The organism is Cohnella sp. GCM10020058, assembly GCF_042683485.1.
In the GTDB taxonomy this organism is placed as follows: Bacteria; Bacillota; Bacilli; order Paenibacillales; family Paenibacillaceae; genus Cohnella.
In genome coordinates, this window is the sequence record NZ_JBHUJV010000009.1 from 662,679 (window position 1) to 688,490 (window position 25,812).

The following is a 25,812-nucleotide window of genomic DNA, read 5'->3' on the forward strand; positions in this document are numbered from 1 at the left end:
GGACGGTGATCGCTTTGCGGAGCCTTAGACGCTTATATGCGGACGCGAAGCTCAGGACGAAGTTCCTGCTCGCGTTTACGGTTATCGTCATGATTACGGTATCGCTCATCAGCGGCATCAACTATTTCGTGTCGCTCGGGGTCATCAAGCGCAATTCGGGCGAGTTCTCGCAGTATCTGATCGGCCAGATCGGCATCAACGTCGACAAGCTGACGACGGACGTCGAGCAGGCGGCCTTCCAGCAATTCCGTAACTCCTCGCTCAGCCAGACGCTCAGCCGGGAGCCGGACAGCGAAGCGGAGGCGTACGCGCGCAACAGGTACATTAACGACTTTCTGAGCGATCTCCTGTTTTTCGAGGACTATTACCGGTCCGTCTCCATCCTGGATGCAGCGGGACGGCCGTATTCCATCAAGCGCAAGGCCGTGCAGGATAGCGAGGATCTGATGGCACGGATCGATCTGGCGCAGGTCCAGGAGATGCGCGGGAGAGCGCTCTGGTTCAGGGACGGCGACGATACCCTCTACATGGCGAAGGCGCTGTACGATATCGAGACGTCGAGCTACGTCGGGGTTATCGCGATCGGCCTGGAGAGCGACTACGTCGGCGATATCTTGGCAAACGTCCAGAATCTGATGGACGGGGACGTTCTTATCCTCAACGAGTTCGACCAGCTGTTCGTCTCGGGCGCGCTCAGCGGCGCCGCCGAGCATTATCTGGACCAGAACTTGTACTTGTCGGGCAAGACCAAGAGCGACTTCGAGTACGGCGGCAAGCATTATATATCGAGCGTCCTGTCCACGGATTACGACAAGTGGAAAATCGTGCAGATCATCGACGTCGGCCGTCTTACGCGCGGAACCGAGAGTCTCAAATACTGGACGATCGGCACGCTGCTGACCGCGCTGCTGCTCGCTTTTCTCATGGCCGCCCGGATCTCCAAGAGTATTACCGCGAACATCCGCCTGCTGCTCCAGAGCATGTCCAAGTTCACGCTCGACTCCAAGCATGAGATCATCGTTCCCCGCAGCCGCGACGAGGTCGGCATGCTGGCCGCCAGGTTCAACTCGATGGCCGAGAAGATCGACGATCTGTTCCACTCGGTCTATCGCGAGAAGATGCTCGTCCAGCAGGCCGAGTACCGCTCGCTGCAGCTCGATTACAAAGCGCTGCAGGCGCAGATGAACCCTCACTTCCTGTACAACACGCTCGAGACGATCTACAGCATGGCCAAGCTCAAGGGCGAGGAGGAGATCGGCGAGCTGATCTACCTGCTGGGGAGGCTGCTGCGCGAGAGTCTGGGCAAAAAGGGCGACGATATCACGCTCGGCGAGGAGCTCGAATTCGTCGGCAGATACCTCGCCATCCACCAGATCATCTACGGGGACCGGATCGAGGTGCGGATCGACGACGACCCGGCGCTGACCGATTGCCGCGTCCCGAAGTTCATCCTCCAACCGCTCGCCGAGAACGCGATCGTACACGGCATCGAGGAAAAGCCGGGCAAGGCGCTGATTCGCATCGCTTGCCGGGCGGAGCACGGGGATCTTGTGCTCGAGGTGTCCGACAACGGCGTAGGCATGGAGCGGGAAAAGGTGGAGCGGCTGCTGCGCCCCGAGCTGTACGGGGAAGCGGGCGAAGGGTCGGGCAAGCATACCAACGTGGGCGTCATCAGCGTGCACAAGCGCATCCGGATTCTGCACGGCGATGCCTACGGACTTTCTATTGCGAGCCGCCCGGGCGAAGGGACGACCGTAACGGTCAGGCTGCCGGCGGTGCGGCGGGATGGGTAGGCAGAGACGGGTCTAACCCGCTCGTCCACCTGGAGATAAGCGCGTTTGGGCACAAACGTCCCTATCAAACCACTCAATCGCTGGAGATAAGCGCATTTGAGCACCATCGCACCCATCTAACCACTCAATAGCCCGGAGATAAACGCATTCGGGCACTATCGTCCCCATCAAAGCGCTCATCCACCTGGAGATAAGCACATTCGGGCACTATCGTCCCCATCTGGCAGCTCAACTGCCCAGCGATAAGCGCAATAAGGCACTAATTGATGCGCCCAATCGCGCACTGATCCCAATCGGCCCTGTCCCCCTCTTTTCAAAAACGAATCAATTGTCCCCGCCCCGACGCCACAAAGTCAAAATAGCTAATATAATCGCAAAATCACCCCATAGTAAGCGCTTCCGCCAATTGCGAAAATAAGCTTGCGCAGACGCGGCCCCGAGCCCGCCCCGCCGACCGCCGCGGAGCGGCCCGGGGCCGCGCCTGTCGAATCGGCCTTGCCGGACGCAAGGCTACGCGAAGGAGTGCAGCCGATGACGAACCGCACGAAGAAGATGGTGGAGGACTGGCAGGCGGTAAGGGACAAGATCGTGAACTTCGATTGGGCCCGGGGGATCGTGGAGGGCTTCAAGCCGGATACGGACTGGTGGGTCGCCCATTATGCCGACGACGCCTCGCGCGTCGCGGGCTGGGGACACCATTATTTTTGCGACAAATGTTTCGCCGCGCTGCTATTCGATCCCGGCAAGCCCGGCGAGCACCGCTGCAGCGGCTGCGGCGAGCTACGCGCCGCCCAGGAAGCGGACGATGCCTGGTGCTATATATACAGAACCTCTGCCTGCACCCAAGTGTTTCACGCGGCCGTGCTTTACAACCTGTACGGCGACCCGGCCTATCTTGCGTTTATCCGCAAGGTGCTCGGCTTCCTGTGCGACAACTATGGCAGCTTCGAGGTGCGTACGCCTCCCGGTCAAGAGGGCAAGTTCACCGGCTGCGACCTGACGGACGGCGTGGCGGTCATCTGGCTGCTCAACGGCATGGAGCTGGTCAAGGATGCATTCACGGACGAAGAGACGGAGCATTACAAGCAGACCTTTTTCATTCCCGAGGCGGCCTTCCTCATCGAGAAGGTGGGGGTGACGCCCAACATCATCTGCTGGATGAAAGCGGCGGCGGGCATGATCGGCCTGTTTTTCGGCGAGACGATCTGGTGCGAACGGGCCGCCGAAGGCGAGCACGGCATCAAGCGCAAGCTGGCCGAGGGCTTGCTGCCCGAGGGCTTCTGGTACGAGGCTTCCTTCCACTACCACTTCTACTGCGCCGAGGGGATGACCTATTACCTGGCGTTTTGCAAATTGTACGGCTACGACTTCCCGATTCTCGAGGATGCGCTGCTGCGGATGTACCGCTACCCGGTCAAATATGCCTTCGCGAGCGGCGAGTTTCCGAATCCGAACGACGGCTGGCCGCTGCTGCGGTTCGGCAACTACGCCCACCAGTACGAATGGATCCGCGCCGTCCAGGATGAAGTGCCGTTCCGCTACGCGCTGTCGCGCAGCTACGACGAGCCGAACAAGGCGCATCCCGGCGCCAATATCGGCGGTCTCGCGCGGCTGCTGTTCGGTCGGGACTGGGAAAACGAGCGTTTCGACGGGCTGCCTGCCGGGAACGGTCTGCCGGACGGACTGTCGCGCTACGACAAGGATATTTACTTTGCCCAGCTGCATGCCGGGGAGGCGTCGGTTTTTCTCAAGTACGGCTATGTGATCGAGGGTCATGCGCATGCGGACATCATGAACTTCGAGCTGTTCGTGAAAGACGAGATCGTGTCGCGGGACCCTTCCAACAGCGGGTACGGATCGGCACTCTTCAGGGAGTGGCAGCGCAAGACGATCGCGCACAACTCGCTGATGGTCGACCGGCGCAACCAACCTTATCGCCCGAACGGCCGCATGGACCGGTTCGATGCGCAGCGCAACCTGTGCGCGGTATCCGCGGACGACGTATATCCGGGTATCAGCTTCGCACGTACGCTTCGGCTGGAGGCGGACCGGCTGCACGACGAGTTCGAGGTGAGGCCCGCTGCAGGCCATGGGGGCGCGCACGAATTCGACTGGCTGTTCCACTGCGCGGGCGAGTTCAGCTCTACGCTTGCATTCGCGCCCTGCGAGCCGCCGGGCGTCGAGGACGGCTATTCGCTCATGCTGGAAACGGCGTGCTGCGACGTCGACGGCGACTGGGAGGCGGTATGGACGCTCGCCGACAAACAGGTCACGCTCTTGATGACGGGCGCGGCCGGCACTTCCGTCTACCTGTTCAAGGGCTACGAGCATCGGCTCGACAAGCTCCGCTGGGGCGTGCTGGTCCGGCGGACGGGTCGGGAAGCGAAGTTTCAGGCCACGTATAGCTGGAAACCGAAGATTAAAGATGAGCTGCCCGCACCGCTGTCGGGATAGGGACAAAGGCGGGTTCCGCGGCGTTTGAACAGTATCCCCTTCAGTCAGGAACCGAGGCGGCACACCGGGCTCGGAGTGCCATGGCAGCAGAATTTGAAGCAATTGGTCTGCGTTTGCGGGCGTTGTAAAGCTGTAGGAGCAAGAATTGCCGCTATAGTCCGCATTAGCCGCCGCAACACCGCTGTAACCGCAAAACGTCGCAACATCGCTGTAACCGCAAAATTTGCTCCTACAGTTCACATTAAACGTCCCAGCGTCGCTGTAACTGCAATTTAGCGCTCTACTCCCACACTACTCATTACTGAACACAGATTGTAAGCGAGATTTGTGCGGTTGCAGCACAGGTAGGGTGGGCAGAGCCTGCTGTAAGCGAGATTTGTGCAGTTGCAGCGCGAGCGCGAGAATGCCGGCGGCCTTCCTGTGCGAAGGGGATACCGTTAAAACGGCAAGCAGCATGGTCTGCAGTAGGGTTGACGGCAAGGCGTACGTTACGGCGGACGCGGCAATGTAAAGCATAGTTACTCAAGCAGACCGCGACAGGAGGCGAAGAAAATGGACGAGGTTACTGGAGGCGGATGGGGAGCCAAGCAGGACATCTGCCTGCATCTCGGCGACGACTACGACCGTCATCTCGGCGCGATCGTGCCGCCGATTTTTCAAAATACGCTGTTCACGCGCAAGACGGCGAACCATGGCTACACCTACACCCGCGTCGCCAATCCGACGACCGAGATCGCGGAGCGGAAGATCGCGGCGCTGGAGGGGGCGGAGGCGGCTCGCTGCTTCTCCTCGGGCATGGCGGCGATCTCCGCGGCGCTCATGAGCGTCATGGAGAAGGACTGCCATATCGTCTGCCCGCTGAATGTATATCCGCCGGTCAAGGGATTTCTCGACGTTTACATGAAGCGGTTCGGCGTGGAAACGACGTTCGTATCGGGCACCGACGTTGGCGAGATCGAGGCTGCGCTCCGCCCGAATACGCGGGCGATCTACCTGGAGACGCCGCTGTCTAACGTATTCACGCTGCAGGACCTGCGCGCGGTCGCGGCGCTGGCGAAGGCGCATAGCGCGACGACGATCGCGGACAACACGTGGGCGACGCCGCTCTACCAGAATCCGATCGCCTTCGGGATCGATATCGTCGTGCATTCCGCGACCAAATATATGGGCGGTCACAGCGATATTCTCGCGGGCGTCATGGTCGGCAGCCGGGCGCGGATGGAGCGCGTGACGCACGAGGAGCGCGGGCTGTTCGGCGCGGCGATGGATCCGCATCAGGCGTGGCTGCTCATCCGGGGGCTGCGCACGCTGCCGCTGCGGATGAAGCAGCATCAGGAGAGCGCGATGCGGATCGCCGCGCATCTCGAGACGCACCCGCTCGTGGAGCGGGTGCTCTATCCGGGCCTGCCGAGCCACCCTCAATATGAACTGGCCCGCAGCCAGATGAGCGGCTGCACCGGCCTGCTCAGCTTCGTGCCGCGGGGCACGCGGGAGCAGATCGTCGGCTTCGTCAAAGGCTTGGCGTTGTTCGAGGAGGGGCCGAGCTGGGGCGGCTTCGAGAGTCTCGTCAACACGCCGGGGCTCGGCATCGACGAGGAGACGTCGCTGCGGACGGGAATGCCGCAGCGGCTCGTCCGTCTCTCGATCGGGCTGGAGGACGCGGACGCATTGACGGCCGATATCGATCAAGCGTTGGCGGGTATGCTCCGTGGGCGGGCCTAAGGCCTAATTTCAACATACAGACCTACAAACATCCAAAACGGGAGTGGAAGCCATGATTGCACGGCAGCTGGACAGGCAGGAGGCGCAAGCGCTGATCGAGCGGGTCATCGCGGGCATGCGGGGACTGAAGGTGGCGATTCAGGAGGATACGGCCGACAGCATCATCTCGATGGACGTGTGGGACTGGTCGCAGGGCGTGGGGTTGTTTTCCCTCTACCTGTATTACAAGGAAACCGGCGACCCCGGCCTGCTCGATTATCTGACGTCCTGGTTCGACCGCCATCTCGCGCGCGGACTGCCCGGCAAAAACGTGAATACCATGTGCCCGCTGCTCACCCTCAGCTACCTTTACGAGGAGACCGGCAAGGCGGATTATCTAAAAGTCTGCGAGGAATGGGCCGACTATGCGGCCGTCCGCATGCCCCGCACGCCGGAGTCCGGCATCGCCCATACGGCGGTGGACAGCCCGAACGAGGGCGAGCTGTGGGACGACACGCTGTACATGACGGTGCTGTTCCTCGGGCGCATGGGCGTCCTGCTGAAGCGCGAAGACTACGTGGAGGAGAGCGTGCGGCAGTTTCTCGTGCATCTGAAATATTTGACGGATACGGAGACCGGCCTGTTTTTCCACGGCTGGACGTTCAAGGAGAATCATAACTTCGCCCGGGCGCGCTGGGGGCGCGGCAACGCCTGGTATACGGCCGGCCTGGTCGACTACCTGGACATCGTGGACGTATCGCCGGGCGTGCGGCGCTTCCTGCTGTCCTCGCTCGATCGGCAGGCGGCCAAGCTGACGGAGCTTCAGGAGCCGTCCGGCATGTGGCGCACGCTGCTCGACGACCCGTCCTCGTACGAGGAGACGTCGGCGACGGCGGGCTTCGCCTACGGACTGCTCAAGGCGGTGCGCAAAGGCTATCTGGACGCGCGGTACAGGGAGCCGGGCCTGCGCGCGCTGCAAGCCGTCGTCGGACGGATCGACGCGGACGGTGCCGTGCATGACGTGTCCTACGGCACGCGGATGGGGCACACGCTGGACTTTTACCGGCAAATTCCCCGTTGTCCGATGCCGTATGGTCAATCGATGGCGCTGCTCATGCTGGCGGAGAGTCTCAAGCATGCGGCCGAACCGGTGCAAGAAATCTAATAAAACGTCCAATTTTCCGCATTTAAAACGCTTACAAACCTCTCTACACTAAAATCAGCAACATCGACAAAACCAGCATCATCGATAGGCTCAGCATCATTCGTCTCCACAGCCACATCTTAAGCCGCCGAACGCTTCGGCATTTCGCAGGGAGGGAGCGGACCGTGAAGGAATGGAAAAAAAACTATGATCTTTATTTGCTCCTCGGGCCGGCAGCCGTCTTTTTCATCGTTTTCGCCTATGTCCCGATGGGCGGGCTCGTCATCGCCTTTAAGGACTACAATCTGTTCCGGGGCCTCTGGGGCAGCGATTGGTCGGGACTCGCCAACTTTCGGGAGATGTTCTCGATCCCCGAGTTTTTCCGGATCACGCGCAATACGCTGCTGCTGAATCTGCTAGGGCTGATCGTCTGCTTCCCGGCGCCGATTCTGCTCGCGCTCATGCTGAACGAGGTGCGGTCCCGGTCGCTCAAGAAAATATCGCAGTCGATGCTTTATCTGCCCCACTTCATGTCCTGGATCGTGCTCGGCGGCATCGTGTACGCGGTGCTGTCGCCGAAGTACGGCGTCGTCAACCAGATTCTTCGCTGGCTGGGCATGAAGGAAATCTACTTCATGGCGGACCAGACGTGGTGGATCATCACCTACACGCTGTCGGCCGTCTGGCAGAGCGCGGGCTGGGGGACGATCATCTACCTGGCGGCGATCACGGCGATCGATCCGGCGCTGTACGAGGCGGCGTCTATCGACGGCGCGGGCCGCATCCGCAAGATCGCCAGCGTCACGCTGCCGAGCATCATGCCGACGATCGTCATCCTGTTCATCCTCGCCGTCGGCAACATGGTGTCGATCGGCATCGAGCAGCCGCTCGCGCTGGCCAATTCAGTCGTCAGCAACGTATCCGAGGTCATCAGCACGTACGTGTACCGCGTCGGCATCAAGCAGGGCGAATTCGGGCTGACGACGGCGGTCGGCATGGTGCAGTCGGTCATTAATCTATGCCTTGTCGTCGCGGCCAACCATTTTGCCAAAAGGGCGGGAGGCGAGGGACTATGGTAGGCGGCACCGCAAGCAGCTCGGGAAGCAGCTCGGCAAGCAGCGAGGCGAAGTCGACGGGCGAACTCGCCCGGCCCGCTCCGGCGACCCGTCCGAGGAAGGCCAAGCGCACGCCCGGCGAACTCGTCTTCGACATCTTGGTTTACAGCGCGCTCATCGTATTTACGTTTATCTGCCTGTTTCCCTTTCTGAATACGCTTGCAAATGCCTTTAGCAGCAGCACCGCGATCCAGACGGGCAAAGTACTGCTGTGGCCGGTCGAGTTCCAGACCGGTTCGATGAAGATGATTCTGGCCGACAGCTCGGTCATGCGATCGCTGTTCGTCACCGTCTTCCTGACGGTCGTCGGCACGACGCTGAACCTGCTGTTCACGATCATTACGGCTTATCCGCTGTCCCGCCGGGATCTCAAGGGCCGCGGAATCTTCATGCGGTTTATGGTCGTCACGATGCTGTTCAGCGGCGGCATGATCCCGCTCTTCCTCGTCGTCAAGTCGCTCCATCTGCTCGATACGCTGTGGGCGCTCATCATACCGGGCCTGATCAGCGCGTTTAACGTCATCATCATGAAAAGCTTTTTCCAGACGATTCCCGACGAGCTGCGGGAGGCCTCGGTCATGGACGGCTGCGGCAACATGCGCTATCTGATCAGGATCGTGCTTCCCCTGTCCGGAGCGTCGCTGGCGACGATCGGCCTGTTCTATGCGGTCGGCCATTGGAACGCCTACTTCGGCGCGGTGCTTTACATCAACGATCCCGACCTGCTCACGCTGCAGGCGAAGCTTCGCAACATCCTGCTGCTGTCGCAAATGGATACGTCGCTGGAGCAGATGACGATGGAGAGCAAGTTCACGGTCATCCAGGAATCGCTCAAGGCCGCCGTCATCGTGGTCGCGACCGTGCCGATCCTGATCGTGTATCCGTTTTTGCAAAAGTACTTCGTCAAAGGCTCGATGCTCGGCTCCGTAAAAGGTTGAACGTCCGGATCGCGCGGCGCCGCGCCGTTCGGGTTCACGATAGCGCTACTTCAGTCTAGATTACCGAGGAGGCAACCGGAATGATGGGGAGTTGGAAAAAGGGATTGCAGACGGCGCTGGCGATCGCGCTGGTCACGCTGCCGCTCGCGGCATGCGGAGGCAATAACGACAACAGCGGCGCATCGAGCGCTGTCGCGACCGGCGGCACGTCCGGCGCGACGCAGGCGGGAGACGGCAAGCTGGAGAAGGTGCGCGTGTCGCTGTGGGACCGCTCGAATTCGCCGAACGGCCAGAAGCTCGAAGACACCGTTATCGTCAAAAAGCTGCAGGAGGAAGCCCGCAAGGAAGGCCTCGACGTCGAATACGTCATCCTGCCGCGCTCGCAGGAAAGCGAGAAAAACAACATCTGGATGGCGTCCGGCGGCGGCCCCGACATTATTATCACGTACGATATGAACGCCATGTTCAAATGGGCGGAGCAGGGCGGCCTGTGGGAGCTGGACGACCTGCTCGACCAGTACGGCCCGGACATTAAAAAGCTGATCGCTCCATCGCTTGAGGTCGCGGGCACGTACAAAGGCAAGCGCTACGCGATTCCGGCGATGCGGATGAGCACGGCGGCGGCTTCTAACATGAAAATCCGCCAGGACTGGCTCGACAAGCTTGGCATGAAAGCGCCGACGACGCTCGACGAGCTGTACGAAACCCTCAAGGCGTTCAAGGAAAAGGACCCGGGCGGCGTCGGCAAGGACAACGTCGTGCCGTATGCGCTGCCGGCGATCTCGCAGGGTATGAAGGGCTTCTTCTTCGGCCCGATGTGGGGCGCGGGCGTGGCGATCGACGGCCCGGCCACCGAGATGTATATGCCGAGCGGCAATTTCGCGGACGGCACGTTCCACTCCGCAGTCGCGCTGAATGAAGGCAAGGCGTTCTTCCGCTTCCTGAACAAGCTGTACAAGGAAGGTCTCATTTCCAAGGAATTCGTCACCGACGTCAACTCGCAGCAGTTCATCCAGAACTACACGTCCGGCGTAGCCGGCTTCATGGACTCGAACGAGGACCCGTGGACCGTCACCAAGGAAACGCGCAAAACGGTGCCTGAAGCGAAATGGGTGACGCTCGATCCCCTCGTGCGGCCGAACGGCACGCAGGCGATGACCGAGGCCAACGTATACGGCCTGCTTAACATGATTCCGAAGTCGTCCAAAAATCCGGCGGCCGCAGTCAAGTACCTGAACGTCCTGGCCAAAAACATCAAGCTCGTCCAGGCGGGCATCGAAGGCGTGCACTTCAAGGAGGAGGACGGCTTGTACGTGGCGATCGATCCGGTCAAAAACGCGGAGGAGATCGACTGGTACTTCAAGGACTTGAACCTGCTCACCCAAGGCTACATGGGCAATCCGACGAAGGATCAGATGAAGAAGCAGTTCGCCAACGAGCCGAATCCAGACGAGATCGCCGATATTCTTGACCCCTACTTCAAATCCTTCGAGAAGTTCGGCAAGCAGGGTCCGCTCATCGACACGCCGCGGCCGGTGTCGGACAAGAGCGTCGCCAACATCACGAAGTTCCTGTACGACGCGCTCTCCAAGGCGGTCATCGCCAAGGACTTCGACGCGGAATGGGAGAACGTCGTGTCCGGCTGGAAGAAAAACGGCGGCGAGGAATACGACGCCGAAGTGACGCAGAACCTGGTCGCCATGAACTGGAAGACGACGAACGAATAAACGCTTGGGGCGCATGCCCGGGGCAGGCCGAAGGACGGACCGGTCCGCGAACCGTCCGTCCTTCTGTCTGTCCTCGGGCGGGAAGGAGGAGGCGTATGCAAACGACTGCCGAAGCGCGGATCGCCGAGCTCGTCCGGTTGCAGGAGGCGAGGCTCGTGGAGGAATGGAAGCTGATGGAGGCCGAAAAGCGAAGCGTCCGCAAAAAGAGGGTTCAGGGACGGGAGCTGAGCCGGCTGACGCTGCTGGCCGTGCTTTACTGCCAGCAGCAATCGCCCTGTTATCGGGATCCGGCGCTGCTGGCTGCGCTCGAGGAGACGGCCGACGAGCTGCTGGGCATTCAGCTGCCGAGCGGCAACGTATCGCTCTATAACTGCAACATCGATTCGCCGCCCGACACGGCGTTCACGTCGCATTTGGTCGCGCTTGTCGCACAGCTGCTGCTGAAGGATGCGGGACAAGGGGCGGCAAAGGCGACGAACGCCGTTCTGACGTTTCTGCGGCAGGCCTCGCCCGCGCTGCTGGAGGGCGGCATTCATACGCCCAATCACCGCTGGGTGATGGCGTCGGCGCTTGCCAAAATGGAGGAGTTGTTCGGCGGGTTGGCGTACCGCGAGCGGGCGTTTGAATTTCTAAACGAAGGCCTGGACATTACCGACTACGGCGAGTGGACCGAGCGGAGCAATTCGATCTACAACGCGATTTGCGCTTATTACCTCTATGACGTCGGCATGGTGTTCAATTATGCGCCTGCGCTGGCCGCGTCGGCGAGCACGCTGCGGATGATGCGTTACATGCTCCATCCGGGGGACACGCTCGCGACTGAATATTCCGGGCGCCAGGATTTCGGGCAGGTGGCCCGTATGGACGACCGCTACTACGTGGCGTTTCACCTGATCGCCGCGCGCGAGCGCGACCCGGAGCTGGCCGCGCTCGCGGCGGCCGCGGACCGGACGGCGCCGCGCGGGAGCGTGGCGCTGCTTCACTGGATGCTCATGCCGGAGCGGATGACGCCGACGGTCTCCGCTGCGCCGCCGAACGAGCGTTATACCGTGCTGCTCGGCGAAGGCAATCTCGCTCGTGTCCCCGACCGCGTGCCCTATCTGGGCCCGGTCGTCAAGCATCCGCACGGCGCGCCTGTCCTGCGGCATCGGCGGGGGCCGCTAAGCGTCACCGCCATGGCGGGGCAGGCGGAATGCCTGTACGTCCAATACGGCGAGGCGCGTTTGCTCGGACTGAAGCTCGGCATCGGCTGGTTCGGCGCCGGCGCGGTCTCTTTTCCGGGCATCGAGCCGCTCGGCGGCGACCGCTACCTGCTACGCGCGGAGCTGGAGGGCTGCTACTTCGGCCCGCTCGCGGACGAGCATACGCTGCACGCCGGCGGCCGCTACGTCGACATGCCGAACCATCTGCGGCGCCGGATCGGCACCGTGCGCACGTCCGTCGACATCGAGCTGACCCTGCTGGAGGACGGGCTGGACATGCGGGTCGTCTCGGACGATCCTCGCGGCATCTATCTGCAGGCCGTCTGCCTGTTCCCGCCGGAGGAAGGCGAACTGAGCGGGGCAGGACTCGAAGCGACCGGGCCCATGACCATGCGACTGTCGGGCGGCGCGGCCGTGTACAGGTCCGGCAGATACGGCATCCGCATTGAAGGCGGCGCGGACGAGCATGACGAGATCGCGATGCGCAATGACCCGCCCGACGCGCGCACGCGTGCCGTGATGGTCAACTGGAGCACGCCGACCGATGCGACGCTGCGGATTCGCGGCATTGCATTCGACGAGCCGGGGTGCAAGGAAGAATAGCGAACGGCGTGAATGAACGCGGTTTGGCATGACAAGAAGGGGGCGCTTTTCATGAACATCGGCATTATCGGCATTGGCGTAATCGGCTTAAGGCATATCGGCAATCTGGTCAAAGGGGACGACGTCCGCATTGCCGCCGTCTGCGGTACGGACGCCGACAAAACGGCCAGGATCGCGGGAGAATACGGCGCCGAGCCCTTTACGGATTACCGGCTGCTGTTCGAGCGCACGCCGCTCGACGCGGTGTTCGTCTGCACGCCGCCGGGGGTGCGCAAGGGCCCGATCCACGAGGCAGCGCAGCGGGGCATCGCCTGCTTCGTCGAGAAGCCGCCCGCGCGGTCGGTAAGCGAGGCGGAGGAGATCGCGGCGATCGTCCGCGAGAGCGGCATCGTATGCGCGGTCGGATTTATGTACCGCTATGCGGGAGCCGTCGCTATGGCCAGGGAGCTGATCGCGCGCAGCGGCGCGCCGGTACCGATCGTGCGCAGCGTGCATGCCTGCGCCGCCGGCCTGCCCGAAGCGCCTACCCCGCGCTGGCTGCTCGACAAGTCCAGGTCCGGCGGACCGATGTTCGACCAGGCGATTCACCTGATCGACGCCGCCAGATATATCGCGGGCGCGCAGGGCGGCGAGATCGAAGCGATCCACGCCTTCGGCGCCAACGTGCAGCGGCCCAAGAGCGCGGACTACACGGTTGAGGACAACTTCGTCGTCAACCTGGCATATGCGCGCGGGACGATCCAATCGCATACGCATTCGTGGGGCGTGGAGCGGCCGCGGGTTGAGATCGAGCTGCTGGGCCGGGATTATCGCCTCACGGTCGATCTGTCCCGCCTGGGCAGCCGGTTGTACGGGGATTTTCGCGGCGAAGAGGTGTCCGCGCATTTTCCGGAGGAGAACATGTACGTGGACGAAGCGGCCGCTTTCCTCGAAGCGGTGCGTTCCGGCGATACGTCGGGGATCCGCTCCTCTTACGCGGATGCGGCCAGATCGCTAGAGCTGGTCGTGAGGGCGAATGAATCGGCGGACGAGGGCCGGTCGATCCGGTTGTAAAAAGGTCCTGAAGCGGGTATTGCTGACAGTGCTGGAAACGGCGGAAGGCAGCACACTCCGGGCCCGAACATTGTGTTAGAATGATGGCGATAGCGCTTCCATAATGAGACCGACACCGTCGGACGGGAGAATCGCCATGAATATGTTCAAGCTGCGGCCGCCGGGATGGCGGCGCATCCGTCTGCCTTTTAAGCTGCCGCTCGTCTATATGCCCTTGATCCTGCTGCCCGCCCTGGCGGGCATCTACATTCTGACGGACAGCTTTACGGCTTCGTCCAAGGCGCGGACCGCCGAGTATGCGACCGACCTGCTCGCCCTGATGGCGCAGAAGATCGACGACAGGCTGGGCAGTTACGAACAGCTGAGCAAGCAGATTATGACGGACGACGAGCTGCTGTCGCGGCTTGCGGTGAAGCCGGCCTCGGTGTACGAGCGCTTCGAGATCCAGAACGCGATCAACGAACGGCTCAACGTCTTCTGGCTCGGCTCGGACCAGAACGCCTATATCCGCGCGATCAAGCTGACGACGCCGGAGACCGAGTATACGTACGGCACCGATGCGATCGACGGCTTTGGGGCGGACGATGCCGATTATCAGGCGAGCGTGGCCGCGATGAAGGGCGGGGCCGTCTGGTTTCGGCCGGAAGCCTACAGCGACGGCTACGCATCGTTCGATGCGTTCCGGCTCGGCCGTTCGATCCGGGACAAAAAGCTGAGCGCGCTCGGGACGCTGACGATCGTGATTCGGACGGAGGCGGTCACGGATATTTTCAGCCAGACGAAGTTCAGAGAGAACGCCGCGATCCGTCTGCTGACGGCCAAGGGCGAGGAGATCCTCGGCAACGGGAAAACGGCGCAGGCGGGGGAGCGGCAGCTGCTGACCTACTCGCAGGATAGCATCCGCAACGGCTGGCAGCTGTCCGCGCAGCTCCCGCTCAATCAACTGTACGAGCCGATCTACCGTACGGCGCGCATGGCGACGTTTATCGTGCTGGGCTGCATCGTCCTGGGGCTCGTCCTGACGCAGCTGCTCGTCATCGACCTGGTCATCCCGATCCGGCGGCTCATGGTCAACATGAAGCAGGGCGTCAAAGGCGTGCGGCCCGGCCGGCTCAAGCGGTTCGGGGGCGCGATCGAGATCGTGGAGATGAACGACACGTTTATCTCCGTCATGTACGAGATCGAGCGGCTCATCGAGGAAGCGTCCCGGCAGGAGCGGCAGAAAAAAGAGGCGGAAATCCGCGTGCTGCAAAATCAGCTGTCTCCCCATTTTCTGCACAACACGCTGAACTCGATCCGCTGGATGGCGATGATTCAGAAGCAGGACAACATCAAGGAAACCGTCGACTCCCTGAATCGGCTGCTGACGTACGCGCTGCGAGGCGGCGGCGGGCCGGTCCCCCTCGGCACGGAGGTAGGGATGCTCCGGAGCTACGTCACGATCCAGAAGGTGCGGTACCAGCACTTCGGCTTCAAGTCACGGGTCCCGCCGGCGCTCGAGGATGCGCTCGTGCCGAAGTTCCTGCTCCAGCCTCTGATCGAGAACGCGCTGCTGCACGGGCTGGCGGACGCCGACCGGCCGGGAGAAATCTCGGTCGAGGCCGCGGCTGCGGGCAGGACGCTCGTGCTGACGGTGTCGGACAACGGCGTCGGCATGTCGCCCGAGGGGCACGCGGCGGTGGTCGCGAGCCTGGACGGCGCCGACGGACGGCAGCTGCCCGAGGAGGGCGGCGCGCGGATCGGGCTGCGGAGCGTGCACGAGCGGGTGCAGCTGCACTACGGAGCGCAGTACGGGCTGCGGGTCGCGAGCGCGCCGGGCGAAGGCACGACGCTAACGGTAAGGCTGCCGCTGCTGCGGGAGGAAGGGGGAGAGGCGGATGCGCAGCGTCATGATCGTGGATGACGAATCGCTCGTCCGGATCGGCCTGCAGTCGATGATCGACTGGGAGGCGCACGGATTTCGGATCGCGGGCGTCTTCAAAAACGGAGAGGAGGCGTTGGCTGCATGCGCGCAGCAAGCCTTCGACGTGGTGCTCACGGACATCCGGATGCCCGGCATGGACGGCTTCGAGCTGATCCGCGGGCTGCGGACGGCCGCGCCTGCCGCGCGGGTCGTCATCTTGAGCAGCTACAACGACTTCGAGCATACGCGCCAGGCGATCCGGCTCGGGGTGCAGGATTACATCTCCAAGTATGAAATGGAGCCGGAGGAGCTGCTGCGGGTGCTGGGCGGACTCGAATTCGAGGCGGCGGAAGAGACGGAGACGGGGACGGGGACGCCCGTCGGCGGTGCGCCTGCGGAAGGGGGCGGAGAGGCCGCGATCGCGAACGAGTCGCGGCTGCTGCTGGAGCGCACGGACGTCCGCGCTTCGGCTGGGGGAGAGGCGCCGCCGGCGGATGCGGCGGCGTTCCCGGCGCTCGCGGGCGCGCTGGGCGGCCGCGGCCGTCTTTTCCGCTGGGCGGCGCTGAAGCCCGTCCCGCGCGAGGGCGGCTACGCCGCGGCGGAACGGCGGGCGATGCTGCACCTGGCGGAGGAGCTGTTCGTGCGGCTGCGTCTTCCCGTGCTGTTCGGCGAGAGCGAGAACATGCTGCACGGCGGCTGCGCCTGGGGGGAGTCGGCATCGGCGCCCCGGCCCGAGGCTGCGGCCGACCAGCAACGAGCGGTGGAGAAGCGCGCGAATGCGGATACGCGGGCGGATGTGGGTGTGGATGTGGATGCGCCGCCGTCGGATACGGTTGCGGAGGCGGACCGCGACGCCTTCGCCGGCATCGCGCAGGAGTGGGCGGCGGCTTTCCAGCAGAAGCTCAACGTGACGCTGGCCATCGGTTTTTCCGCGCCGCAGGACGTTGACGGCGACTGGGCTGCCGCGCGGCGCGGCGCCGAGTCGGCGGCGGCCGTCGCGCTGTTCGAGGGCGGGGTCCGCTTCCGCGAGACGGCGGGCGAGCGAGGCACGATCCCGGATGCCGAATGGCTGGCGCTGTACAAAGGCTTTAAGCAGCGGCTTCGGCTGCTGCAGCCGGGCGCGCTCGCTGACGATCTGCTCGCGCTTCGCGCGGAGCGCGGAGATCGGTACAGGCCCGCCGAGTGGATCCGGCTGGGCGTGGCGGCGGTCTCGCAGCTCGCGGACTTCCTGATCGAGCAATATAATCCGGGGCCGGAGGAGCTGCGCGAACGGTTCGGCGCCCTGTGGCCCTTCGCGGAGGCGGCGGGAAGCGTCCGCACGGCAGAGGAATGGAGCCGGACGCTCGGCGCCATCGCTGCGAATGCGGCGGATTTGGTCGCGCGCAAGCAGGCGCGCGACGGCTGGGTTGCGCGGGTGCGGGATTACGTGGACGCGCATTATGCCGATCCGATTCGCCTGGAGGACGTGGCCCAGCTGGCCGGGTTCAGCGAGAATCACTTCGGCCAGCGATTCAGGCAGGAGACGGGCAAGTCCTTTTCGGACCACCTGACGGATGTGCGCATCAAGGAGGCAGTCCGGCTGTTCCGCGAGACGGAGCTGTCGACCGAGGAGATTGCGTCGCGCGTCGGCTACGCCAATCCCAATTACTTCGTCAAGGTGTTCAAGCGGGCCACGGGCCAGACGATCAGCCATTTCAAGGGCCGGCGGTGATTGCTTGCGGGAGATAAGGCGCAAAAGCGCTTATCGGCGGCTCGCGGAAGCGTGGCGGTGCCGAGCTAGGGCGCAAAAGCGCTTATCGGCGACTCGCGCGGGGGCTTGGCGGTGCCGAGATAAGGCGCAAAAGCGCTTATCGGCAGCTTGCGGGGGCTTGGCGGTGCCGAGATAGGGCGCAAAAGCGCTTATCGGCGGCTCGCGGGAGCGTGGCGGTGCCGAGATAGGGCGCAAAAGCGCTTATCGGCGGCTCGCGGGAGCGTGGCGGTGCCGAGATAGGGCGCAAAAGCGCTTATCGGCGGCTCGCGGGGGCGTGGCGGTGCCGAGATAGGGCGCAAAAGCGCTTATCGGCGGCTCGCGCGGGGGCTTGGCGGTGCCTAGATAGGCACCACAAATGCGCTTATTGGCTGCGTGCCCGCTCCCAGCCGACGGACGGCACCGTCTTCACGCGTTCCGCGTTGATCGTGGCACGAGATTCGTTGAATTTGGCATACGAGCGGAATCTGGCACAGCAGGTTCCGTTTTTTATGGCACGGAACGCGGGGCGGCGTGCATGGAACGGACGACGTGGTAACGCTTACAATAAAACCAGATCGCGATCCGCTGTGCCTTGCGCCACCATCTAAGGATTTGTTTATTCAGGAGGGGTTCATCTTGCAAAAAAGCAAACCGTTCGCCGTCCTCGCCGCCGCCGCCCTGCTCGCGCTGACGCTGCAAGCCTGCGGAGGCAACGACAACAACGAAGGCAGCGCGTCTTCCAGTGCGCCAGCGCCTTCCTCCGCCGGCTCGTCCGCATCGGCTTCGCCGAGCGCCGCCGCTCCTTCGGGAGAGAACGTCACGCTCAAAGTGTGGGGAGACCTGGGCAACCAGGCCGTGCTGGAGGAGCCATTCAAAAAGGTCAACGCGGCCTTCGAGCAAAAGTATCCGAACATCAAGCTGACCTACGATTTCGCCCAAAACGACCAGAGCTTGAACGTGGCCCTGCAGGCCAACGAGCTGCCCGACCTGTTCTGGGTGCAGGGCGACAAGACGTCCAAGATGGGCGAGATGGTCAAAAACGGATTTCTGCTCGACCTGACGTCCTACAACATGGACCTTGGCCGCAACGCCGACCCGGAGAAAGCCTACTGCACCGTTGACGGCAAGCTCTACTGCTCGCTCCCGTCCTTTTTCGATACGAACGTCGTGTACTACAACAAAGACTTGTTCGATAAAAACGGCTTGAGCGTACCCGCCAACTGGGACGAATTCGTCCAGGGCCTCGACAAGCTGAAGGCGGCAGGCGTCACGCCGATCGCGCTGGCGGGCAAGAGCGAGTGGGACCGCGCCTGGCCGATCTTCGCCTTTGCCCCGGCGTTCGCCAACGCCGCGCTTCAGAAGGCGCAAGCGGGCCAGGGCAAGCTGACCGATCCGACCGTCGCCGAGACGCTGCAGGCGTTCCGCGATTTTGCCGACAAAGGGTACTTCGGCAAAGACTTCCTCGCCCAGGACATGGCGGGCGCGCAGTTCGCCTTCACCAACGGCAAGGCGGCGGCCATCATCGACGGCACCTGGAACAACGCCACTTACGTCGCGTCGGGCATCAATCTCGGCCGTTTCCCGGTGCCGAACAAGGACGGCAAACGCGTCGTGCAGTCGAGCTACAGCAACTTTATGACCTACGCGATCTCCTCCAAGTCGGAGCATCCCGCCGAAGCGGTGAAGTATCTGGCGTTCCTCAGCAGCCAGGAAGCGCAGCAGATCATGGAGGACTCGACGGGCCTCGTGCCGACGATTAAGGACATCACGCCGAAGGACGAGGGCGTCAAGGAGCTCGCCGTATTTGACGAAGCCGGCCTCAACATCTATTCCGTGCTCACCGCGCTGTCCACGCCGGAATCCAACGCCGCCGACATCATGATGAAGGACGTCATTCCGAAGCTGATGACCGGCGCGATTACCGGCGAAGAAGGCGCGGCCATCCTCGACAAAGCGGCCAAGTATCCAGGTCAATAAGGCACGTTAATCCACGAAATCCGGCACGTCCGGGCGGCGGCGCATCGCCGCCCGCGCGTCTCGCGCATGAAGGAAGGTGGCCGCCATGGCCTGGATCCGCAGCAAGCCGTTTATCTGGTTCATCCTGCCGGGCTTCCTGCTTTATTCGCTCTTTTCCGTCTATCCGATCTTCTCGGCGATCCAGATCAGCCTGACGCGCTGGGACGGCATCGGCAAAAAGACGTTTGTCGGCTTCGGCAACTACGGCGAGCTGTTCTCGAACCCGGAGTTGTTCCGCCAGCTCACCAACGCCCTGGGCCACAGCGCCACGATCTTCGCGCTGAATGCGCTTGTTGTGCTTCCCGCGCAGCTCTACCTGGCCTATCTTATCTACGGCAAAATCCGGGGGCACCGCTTTTTCCAGGCGATGATCTTCTCCCCGCAATTCATAGCGACGCCTGTCATCGTATTTATGGGCACGCTCGTGTTCGACGGCAACATCGGCGTGTTCAACAAGCTGCTAGAGACGGTCGGCCTGGGCAGCTGGACGCGGCCCTGGATGGGCTTGCCCGAGCTCGGCATCTACATCGTCTGGCTGCTCGTCGCCTGGTCGGGTATCGGCGTCGGCATGATCTTTTTCCTCGGCGCGATGAAAATGATATCCGGCGAGATCATCGAGGCTGCGCTGCTTGACGGAGCTTCCTACTGGGGGCGCTTCTTCCGCATCGTGCTGCCGCAGATCAAGACGACGATTCTCAACATGCTGATCCTGACGTACATTTTCGCCATGACGCTGTTCGATTACAGCTTCATTCTCGGCGGCGCGTCGGGCGGCATCAATCGGAGCGTAGACGTGATGGCCTTGTTTTTCTACCGGATCTCGTTCGGCGACAACAGCGCGGTGGGCGGCACGACCAACGTGAACGCGATGGGCATGGGGACGACGATCGCCTGCGTGATGTTCGTCATCGTCTTCGCCGTCGCGCTCGTCCAGGTCGCCCTCACTTACCGCAGAGCGGAGGACTGACATGAGACTGAGACCGAAGCGGACGCCCGTCAGCGCGGCGATCCTCTGGATCTACTCGCTGCTGACGCTGCTGCTGCTCTGCTACATGACCTACCAATCGCTGCGTCCCAAAAAAGAGCTGCTCTCCGCCACCTTCGGCATGCCGAAGCATTTGGGCTTCGGCAATTTCCGCAAGCTGTTCGCCGAGGCCGGCTTCTTCACTTACCTGCTCAACAGCGCGCTTATCCTGTTCGGCTCGCTCGCTATCGTCGTGCTGCTGTCCACGATGGTCGCGTACGGGATCGGCAAGTTCAATTTCCGTTTCAAAGGCGGGCTGCTGCTCTACTTTCTGATCGGCCTCATGTTTCCCGTGCAGCTCGGCATCGTCCCGATCTTCCTGCTCATTCGCGACATGCATCTGCTGAACAGCCAGTGGGCCGTCATCCTGGTGCTCGCCTCGGGGCTGTCGATGCCCGTGTTTCTGCTGACCACCTTTTTCGCCAGACTGCCGCACGACCTGTACGAATCGGCCAAAATCGACGGCGCCGGGGAGTGGACGACCTTTTTGCGCGTCATGTTCCCGCTGGCGAGTCCCGTCACCTTCAGCGTCTGCATCATCATGTCCATGCAGATCTGGAACCAGTTCTTCGTGCCGCTCATCTTCCTCCAGAGCGAGAGCCGCAAGACGATCCCGCTCATGATCATGAAGTTCACGACGAACGTGCTGTACAACATGGATCTCGCGCTGGTCGGCTCGGTCATGGCGACGGTGCCGCTGCTCATCCTGTTCTTTTTCTTCTCCGGCCGCGTCATCGAGGGCGTGGCGGCGGGCGGCGTGAAGGGGTGACGGCACGAGCTTGTCCGCGCAGCAAGCCGACTGTGCGCTTCGCGGAACCAATGTCGCATATTTGCAAGGCAAGGCTGGGCTGGGCAGATTGGCTCGACAAATGACGTCTTTAAGGAGAGAAAAATCATGACGACGCTGCAAGCCGTACGTCTCAGGGCGGAATATTTGGAGGACCCGCTCGGCATCGACACGCTCGCGCCGCGGCTCGGGTGGACGTTGCCGGACGCGGGCGGGAGACGGGGCGCGGCACAGACGGCTTATCGCATACTGGCCGCGTCATCGCCGGAGCGACTCGCGACCGACGAGGGAGATTTATGGGACAGCGGCATCACGGCGTCGGCCTCCTCCGCTCATATCTTCTATCAAGGCGCTGCGCTACGTTCCGAACAACAGGTCTGGTGGAAGGTGCAAATCCGGGACGAGCGCGGCGACTGGGGCGCGTGGAGCGACAGCGCGCGCTGGACCATCGGCCTGCTGAGCCGAGGCGAATGGAAGGGGATCTGGATCGGCCGCAAGATCGGCCGCAAACCGACTCGCGAGCAGCCGCTGCCCGCGGTTTATTTGCGTCGCCGCTTCGCGTTGCGCGCAGGCGTGCGCCGCGCGACCGTGTACGCGACGGCGCTCGGCCTGTACAGGATGCACCTGAACGGCGTGCGCATCGGCCGCGATGCCCTCGCGCCGGAGTGGACCGACTATCACGTCCGGGTGCAGTACCAGACGTATGACGTCACGGAGCTGCTGCTGGAAGGGGACAACGCGCTGGCCGTCACGCTCGGACACGGCTGGTACACCGGCTACATCGGCATGTACGGCTATCAGAAGTACGGGATGGATCCGTCCTTTTTGCTCCAGCTGAACATTGAATACGAGGACGGGACGACCGAGTCCGTATGCACCGACGAAACGTGGCGCGCGAGCTACGGTCCGATCGTCGCAGCGGACATTCAGATGGGCGAAACGCACGACGCGCGGCTTGCGGAGCCGCAATGGGAGCTGCCGACATTCGACGACGCCGCATGGTCCCCGGCGACGCGCATGTACGATTACCGCGGCATGGTGGTCCCGCAGATGTCCCCGCCGATCCGCGTCACGCAGGAGCTCGCGCCAGCAGAGGTGCGGCTGTTGTCCGAAGGCCGCGCCCTCGTGGACATGGGGCAGATGACGAGCGGCTACCTGCGGGTCGTATTTGAAGCGGCGGAGGGCGTCCAGTACACGCTGCGCTACGCGGAAGCGCTGGATGAGCAAGGCGAGCTGTACACCGCCAACCTGCGCTATGCGAGACAGACGGACGCCTACATCTGCGCAGGCGACGGGCGAGAGACGTTCGAGCCGCTGTTTACTTATCACGGCTACCGCTACGTCGAGATTTCGGGCGGCCCGGCACCCAAGCCCGAGGACATCGTCGGCGTCGTCGTGCATTCCGCGCTGCCCGAGGCGGGCTCGCTGGAGACGTCGGACCCGCTCGTCAACCGGTTGCTCTCCAACATCCGCTGGACGCAGCGGGCCAACTACATGAGCGTGCCGACCGACTGCCCGCAGCGCGACGAGCGCCACGGCTGGACGGGCGACGCGCAGATTTTCGCGCGGACGGCGGCCTACAACATGGACGTGTCCGCTTTTCTGGCCAAATGGCTGACTGACCTGGACGACGGCCAGCGTCCGACCGGGGCGTATACCGACTTCGCGCCGTTCATCTTCGGGCCGAAGACGGAGTTCGACAATGACTTTACCTACACGCACACGGCCTCGTCCGGCTGGGCGGATGCGCCGCCGATCATCGCCAAGCTGCTGCACGAGCTGTACGGCGACCGCGAGGTGCTGCGGCGACATTATCCGGCGCTGCGGCGTTGGATGGACTTTAACGAAATGCTATACCCGGACGGCATCCGCCGCGATGCGCCGCAATACGGCGATTGGCTGTCGCTGCCGGAGCGGCCTTACGAGGAAGCGAAGGCCGAGCTCGGCTGGCTGATCGACAACCTCTCGACGACGCCGTATGACGTATTCGGCACCGCGTATTATGCGAACGGGGCGGCGATCATGGCCGACATCGCGCGCGAGCTTGGCGAGACGGACGACACGCAGCGATTCGCAGCGCTGCATGAACGAATCAAGCGAGCGTTCCAACGCGAATTTATAGACCGGGACGGACGCATCAAAGGCGATACGCAAACCGTGTATGCCATGGCGCTCGCTTGGGATCTGCTGCCTCCGGCGCAGCGGGAGACAGCGATGGCGAGTCTGACGAGCAAGATCGAGTCCGCGGGCGTGATGGCGGCGACGGGCTTTCACGGTACGCGGCTGGTCATGGACGTGCTGAGCGACGGAGGACGCGAGGATCTGGCTTTCGGTCTGCTGACACGTCAAGCGTATCCTTCGTGGCTGTACTCGGTGATCCAGGGCGCGACGACGATCTGGGAGCGCTGGGACGGTTGGACGGAGGAACGGGGCTTCCAGCGGCCGGGGATGAACTCGCTCTGCCACTACGCGTTCGGCGCGGTGGGCGAATGGATCTACAAGCATGTCGGCGGCATCGCTCCCGATCCTGCGTCGCCGGGCTTTGGACGCGCTATCGTTCGGCCGCGTCCGCTCGGCGGATTTACGTGGGCAATGTGCGGCTACGATTCGATCCGCGGCCGTTACGAGGTCGATTGGCGGCTCGCGGACGGCGGCGCGCTTGAGCTGGCGGTGAGGGTGCCCACGGGCGGGGAGGCGATCGTGCACGTACCGGCCGACGCCGGGACCCCCGTGCTGGAATCGGGCAAATCCCCCGTCGAAGCGGAGGGGATTGAAGCGCTGGGACGGCTCTGCGACTGCGAGACGTACCGGGTCGCGTCCGGGCGCTATCTTTTCAAATCCCAATGGCACCCTCAACATCCTCAAGGAGGCTCGCAGCCATGACGCGAAGACTGATCGATCTGTCGATGGATATTTATCACGGGGCGCCGACGTTCGCCTACGATCCGAAATGCGCCGTCATCGTCCACAACACGGTGGACACGATCGGCTACAACATCTCGCAGCTGTCAATGAGCACGCACCAGGGCACGCATCTCGACGCCCCCTTCCATTTTCTGAACGAAGGGAATACGGTGGACCGCCTGGACCTGGACCGCTGCATCGGGGAAGCGCTGCTCGTCGACCTGTCGCACAAGCGTCCAAAGGAGCCGATCGGCGTGGCGGACTTCGCTCCCTATGCGGACCGGATCGGCGAAGGGACCCGGCTCGTCTATCGCACGGACTGGCATCTGCAGTATCCGCGCAAGCATTATTTCAGCGACTTCCCGTACATGACGCTGGAGCTGGCGGAATGGCTGACCGACCGGGGGATCGCGCTCATCGGGATGGACGTGCCGACGCCCAATCCGACCGACTTCGACCCGGTGCACAAGGCGCTGCTACGGGCGGAGATCGTGATTGTGGAAGGCTTGGCGAATCTCGGGGCGATCGGCCGGGACGAATTTTTCCTGATGGCGGCGCCACTCAAGATTACCGGGCGGGACGGCGCGCCGATCCGGGCGGTAGGCATGGTGGATGACGGCGGGCAGACCGGGCTAACGGAAAAGAAGGCATCCGGCGAAAATGTGGGTCAATCGAGCCGCGATGCAGCGGAAGAGGGGGCGCGATCATGACGCAGCAAGCAAGCTGGCAAGTCGCGGTCACGGACAGCGGCTTCCCCGATCTGGCGCCGGAGGCCGAAGCGCTGGCCGGCACGGGGGCGGTGCTGCTGCCCGGGCAGTGCCGGACGGCCGGCGAGGTGGCGGAGCTGTGCGCGGACGCCGACGCGGTGCTGACGCAGTGGGCGCCCGTGACGGCGGAGGCGATCGAGCGCATGACGCGCTGCCGGGTCATCGTGCGGTACGGCATCGGCGTGGACAACGTCGATCTGGAAGCGGCGCGGGCGAAGGGCATTCCGGTGGCGAACGTGCCGGACTACGCGATCGAGGAGGTCGCGGATCATGCGATGTCGCTGCTGCTCGCCTCGGTCCGCAAGATCCCGCAAGTCGCGGCGCAGGTGCGGGCGGGCGTCTGGGAGATCGCGCCGCGGCGCCCGATTGTCGGCTTGCAGGGCCGCAAGCTCGGCGTGGCGGGCTTCGGCAACATCGCGCGGGCGGTTGTCCGCAGGGCGCAGGCGTTCGGCTTGCAGACGATCGCGTACGATCCGTACGCGGATCGGGAGCTGTTCGCCAAGCATGATACGGCGCGCGCGGACTGGAAAACGCTGCTGGCGGAGAGCGACTTCATCTCCGTTCATTTGCCGCTCGTGGAGTCGACGCGGCGCCTGTTCGACGATCGCGCGTTCGCCGCGATGAAGCCCGGCGCGCATCTGGTGAACACGTCGCGGGGCGGCGTCGTGGACACGGAAGCGCTCGTGCGGGCGCTGCAGGACGGCAAGCTGGCGGGCGCGGCGCTCGACGTGCTGGAGGAGGAGCCCGTTCCCGCCGGGCATCCGCTGCTGGCTTTGGACAACTGCATTCTAACAAGTCACTGCGCTTGGTATTCGGAGAGCTCGCTGGTCCGTCTTCAGCGGTATGCAGCGCTTGAGGTCCGGCGCGTACTGGAGGGCGGCAGCCCGCAGCATGTCGTAAACGGGGTCGGCGGATGAAGGCGCTCGTCTGGCACGGACCGCGCTCGCTCGCG

Annotated in this window: 17 protein-coding genes; all 17 read left to right on the forward strand. The window is 63.2% G+C overall.

The genetic code is table 11. The features are described 5' to 3' along the window. The first annotated feature begins 14 nt into the window (after window positions 1–14). The 17 genes from ACFSR7_RS18330 (at window position 15) to ACFSR7_RS18410 (ending at window position 25,777) form a co-directional block, all read left to right on the forward strand. Entirely contained in the window at window positions 15–1,793 is a 1,779-nt protein-coding gene (locus ACFSR7_RS18330) for a sensor histidine kinase (protein WP_378164011.1), read from the forward strand. A gap of 531 nt (window positions 1,794–2,324) precedes the next feature. Beyond that, window positions 2,325–4,247 (forward strand): heparinase II/III domain-containing protein, encoded by a 1,923-nt coding sequence (locus ACFSR7_RS18335; protein WP_378164013.1) that lies wholly within the window; start codon window positions 2,325–2,327, stop codon window positions 4,245–4,247. A gap of 552 nt (window positions 4,248–4,799) precedes the next feature. Further along, window positions 4,800–5,969, forward strand: coding sequence for a trans-sulfuration enzyme family protein (locus ACFSR7_RS18340; protein WP_378164015.1), 1,170 nt, complete (start codon window positions 4,800–4,802; stop codon window positions 5,967–5,969). A gap of 52 nt (window positions 5,970–6,021) precedes the next feature. After that, on the forward strand, window positions 6,022–7,113 hold the full coding sequence (gene bglB / locus ACFSR7_RS18345; protein ID WP_378164016.1) for a beta-galactosidase BglB: 1,092 nt from the start codon (window positions 6,022–6,024) through the stop codon (window positions 7,111–7,113). A 164-nt stretch (window positions 7,114–7,277) separates the two neighbouring features. Further along, the gene (locus ACFSR7_RS18350; protein ID WP_378164018.1) at window positions 7,278–8,171 is read left to right on the forward strand and encodes an ABC transporter permease; all 894 of its coding nucleotides are present in this window, start codon (window positions 7,278–7,280) and stop codon (window positions 8,169–8,171) included. After that, entirely contained in the window at window positions 8,165–9,145 is a 981-nt protein-coding gene (locus tag ACFSR7_RS18355; protein WP_378164020.1) for a carbohydrate ABC transporter permease, read from the forward strand. The genes ACFSR7_RS18350 and ACFSR7_RS18355 overlap by 7 nt, the downstream gene beginning before the upstream one ends. An 80-nt stretch (window positions 9,146–9,225) precedes the next feature. Further along, the gene (locus tag ACFSR7_RS18360; protein ID WP_378164022.1) at window positions 9,226–10,872 is read left to right on the forward strand and encodes an extracellular solute-binding protein; all 1,647 of its coding nucleotides are present in this window, start codon (window positions 9,226–9,228) and stop codon (window positions 10,870–10,872) included. 95 nt (window positions 10,873–10,967) lie between these two features. Beyond that, window positions 10,968–12,677: a hypothetical protein gene (locus ACFSR7_RS18365; RefSeq protein WP_378164024.1), complete on the forward strand. Its 1,710-nt coding sequence runs from the start codon at window positions 10,968–10,970 to the stop codon at window positions 12,675–12,677. 51 nt (window positions 12,678–12,728) lie between these two features. Continuing rightward, a complete protein-coding gene (locus tag ACFSR7_RS18370) occupies window positions 12,729–13,730 on the forward strand; it encodes a Gfo/Idh/MocA family protein (RefSeq protein ID WP_378164026.1) in 1,002 nt (333 codons plus the stop codon). 136 nt (window positions 13,731–13,866) lie between these two features. Then, window positions 13,867–15,633, forward strand: a complete 1,767-nt coding sequence (locus tag ACFSR7_RS18375; protein WP_378164028.1) for a cache domain-containing sensor histidine kinase — start codon at window positions 13,867–13,869, stop codon at window positions 15,631–15,633. Further along, window positions 15,608–17,344, forward strand: a complete 1,737-nt coding sequence (locus ACFSR7_RS18380; RefSeq protein ID WP_378164030.1) for a response regulator — start codon at window positions 15,608–15,610, stop codon at window positions 17,342–17,344. The genes ACFSR7_RS18375 and ACFSR7_RS18380 overlap by 26 nt, the downstream gene beginning before the upstream one ends. Window positions 17,345–17,998: 654 nt before the next feature. Beyond that, window positions 17,999–19,339, forward strand: a complete 1,341-nt coding sequence (locus ACFSR7_RS18385; RefSeq protein WP_378164032.1) for an ABC transporter substrate-binding protein — start codon at window positions 17,999–18,001, stop codon at window positions 19,337–19,339. 85 nt (window positions 19,340–19,424) lie between these two features. After that, window positions 19,425–20,345 (forward strand): carbohydrate ABC transporter permease, encoded by a 921-nt coding sequence (locus ACFSR7_RS18390; RefSeq protein WP_378164034.1) that lies wholly within the window; start codon window positions 19,425–19,427, stop codon window positions 20,343–20,345. A gap of 1 nt (window position 20,346) precedes the next feature. Further along, complete coding sequence (locus tag ACFSR7_RS18395; protein WP_378164036.1) at window positions 20,347–21,171, forward strand: carbohydrate ABC transporter permease; 825 nt, start codon at window positions 20,347–20,349, stop codon at window positions 21,169–21,171. A gap of 126 nt (window positions 21,172–21,297) precedes the next feature. Beyond that, the gene (locus tag ACFSR7_RS18400; RefSeq protein ID WP_378164038.1) at window positions 21,298–24,072 is read left to right on the forward strand and encodes an alpha-L-rhamnosidase; all 2,775 of its coding nucleotides are present in this window, start codon (window positions 21,298–21,300) and stop codon (window positions 24,070–24,072) included. Continuing rightward, window positions 24,069–24,803 (forward strand): cyclase family protein, encoded by a 735-nt coding sequence (locus ACFSR7_RS18405; protein ID WP_378164040.1) that lies wholly within the window; start codon window positions 24,069–24,071, stop codon window positions 24,801–24,803. Before ACFSR7_RS18400 ends, ACFSR7_RS18405 begins: the two co-directional genes overlap by 4 nt. Further along, on the forward strand, window positions 24,800–25,777 hold the full coding sequence (locus ACFSR7_RS18410) for a C-terminal binding protein (protein WP_378164042.1): 978 nt from the start codon (window positions 24,800–24,802) through the stop codon (window positions 25,775–25,777). Before ACFSR7_RS18405 ends, ACFSR7_RS18410 begins: the two co-directional genes overlap by 4 nt. Window positions 25,778–25,812 lie beyond the last annotated feature (35 nt).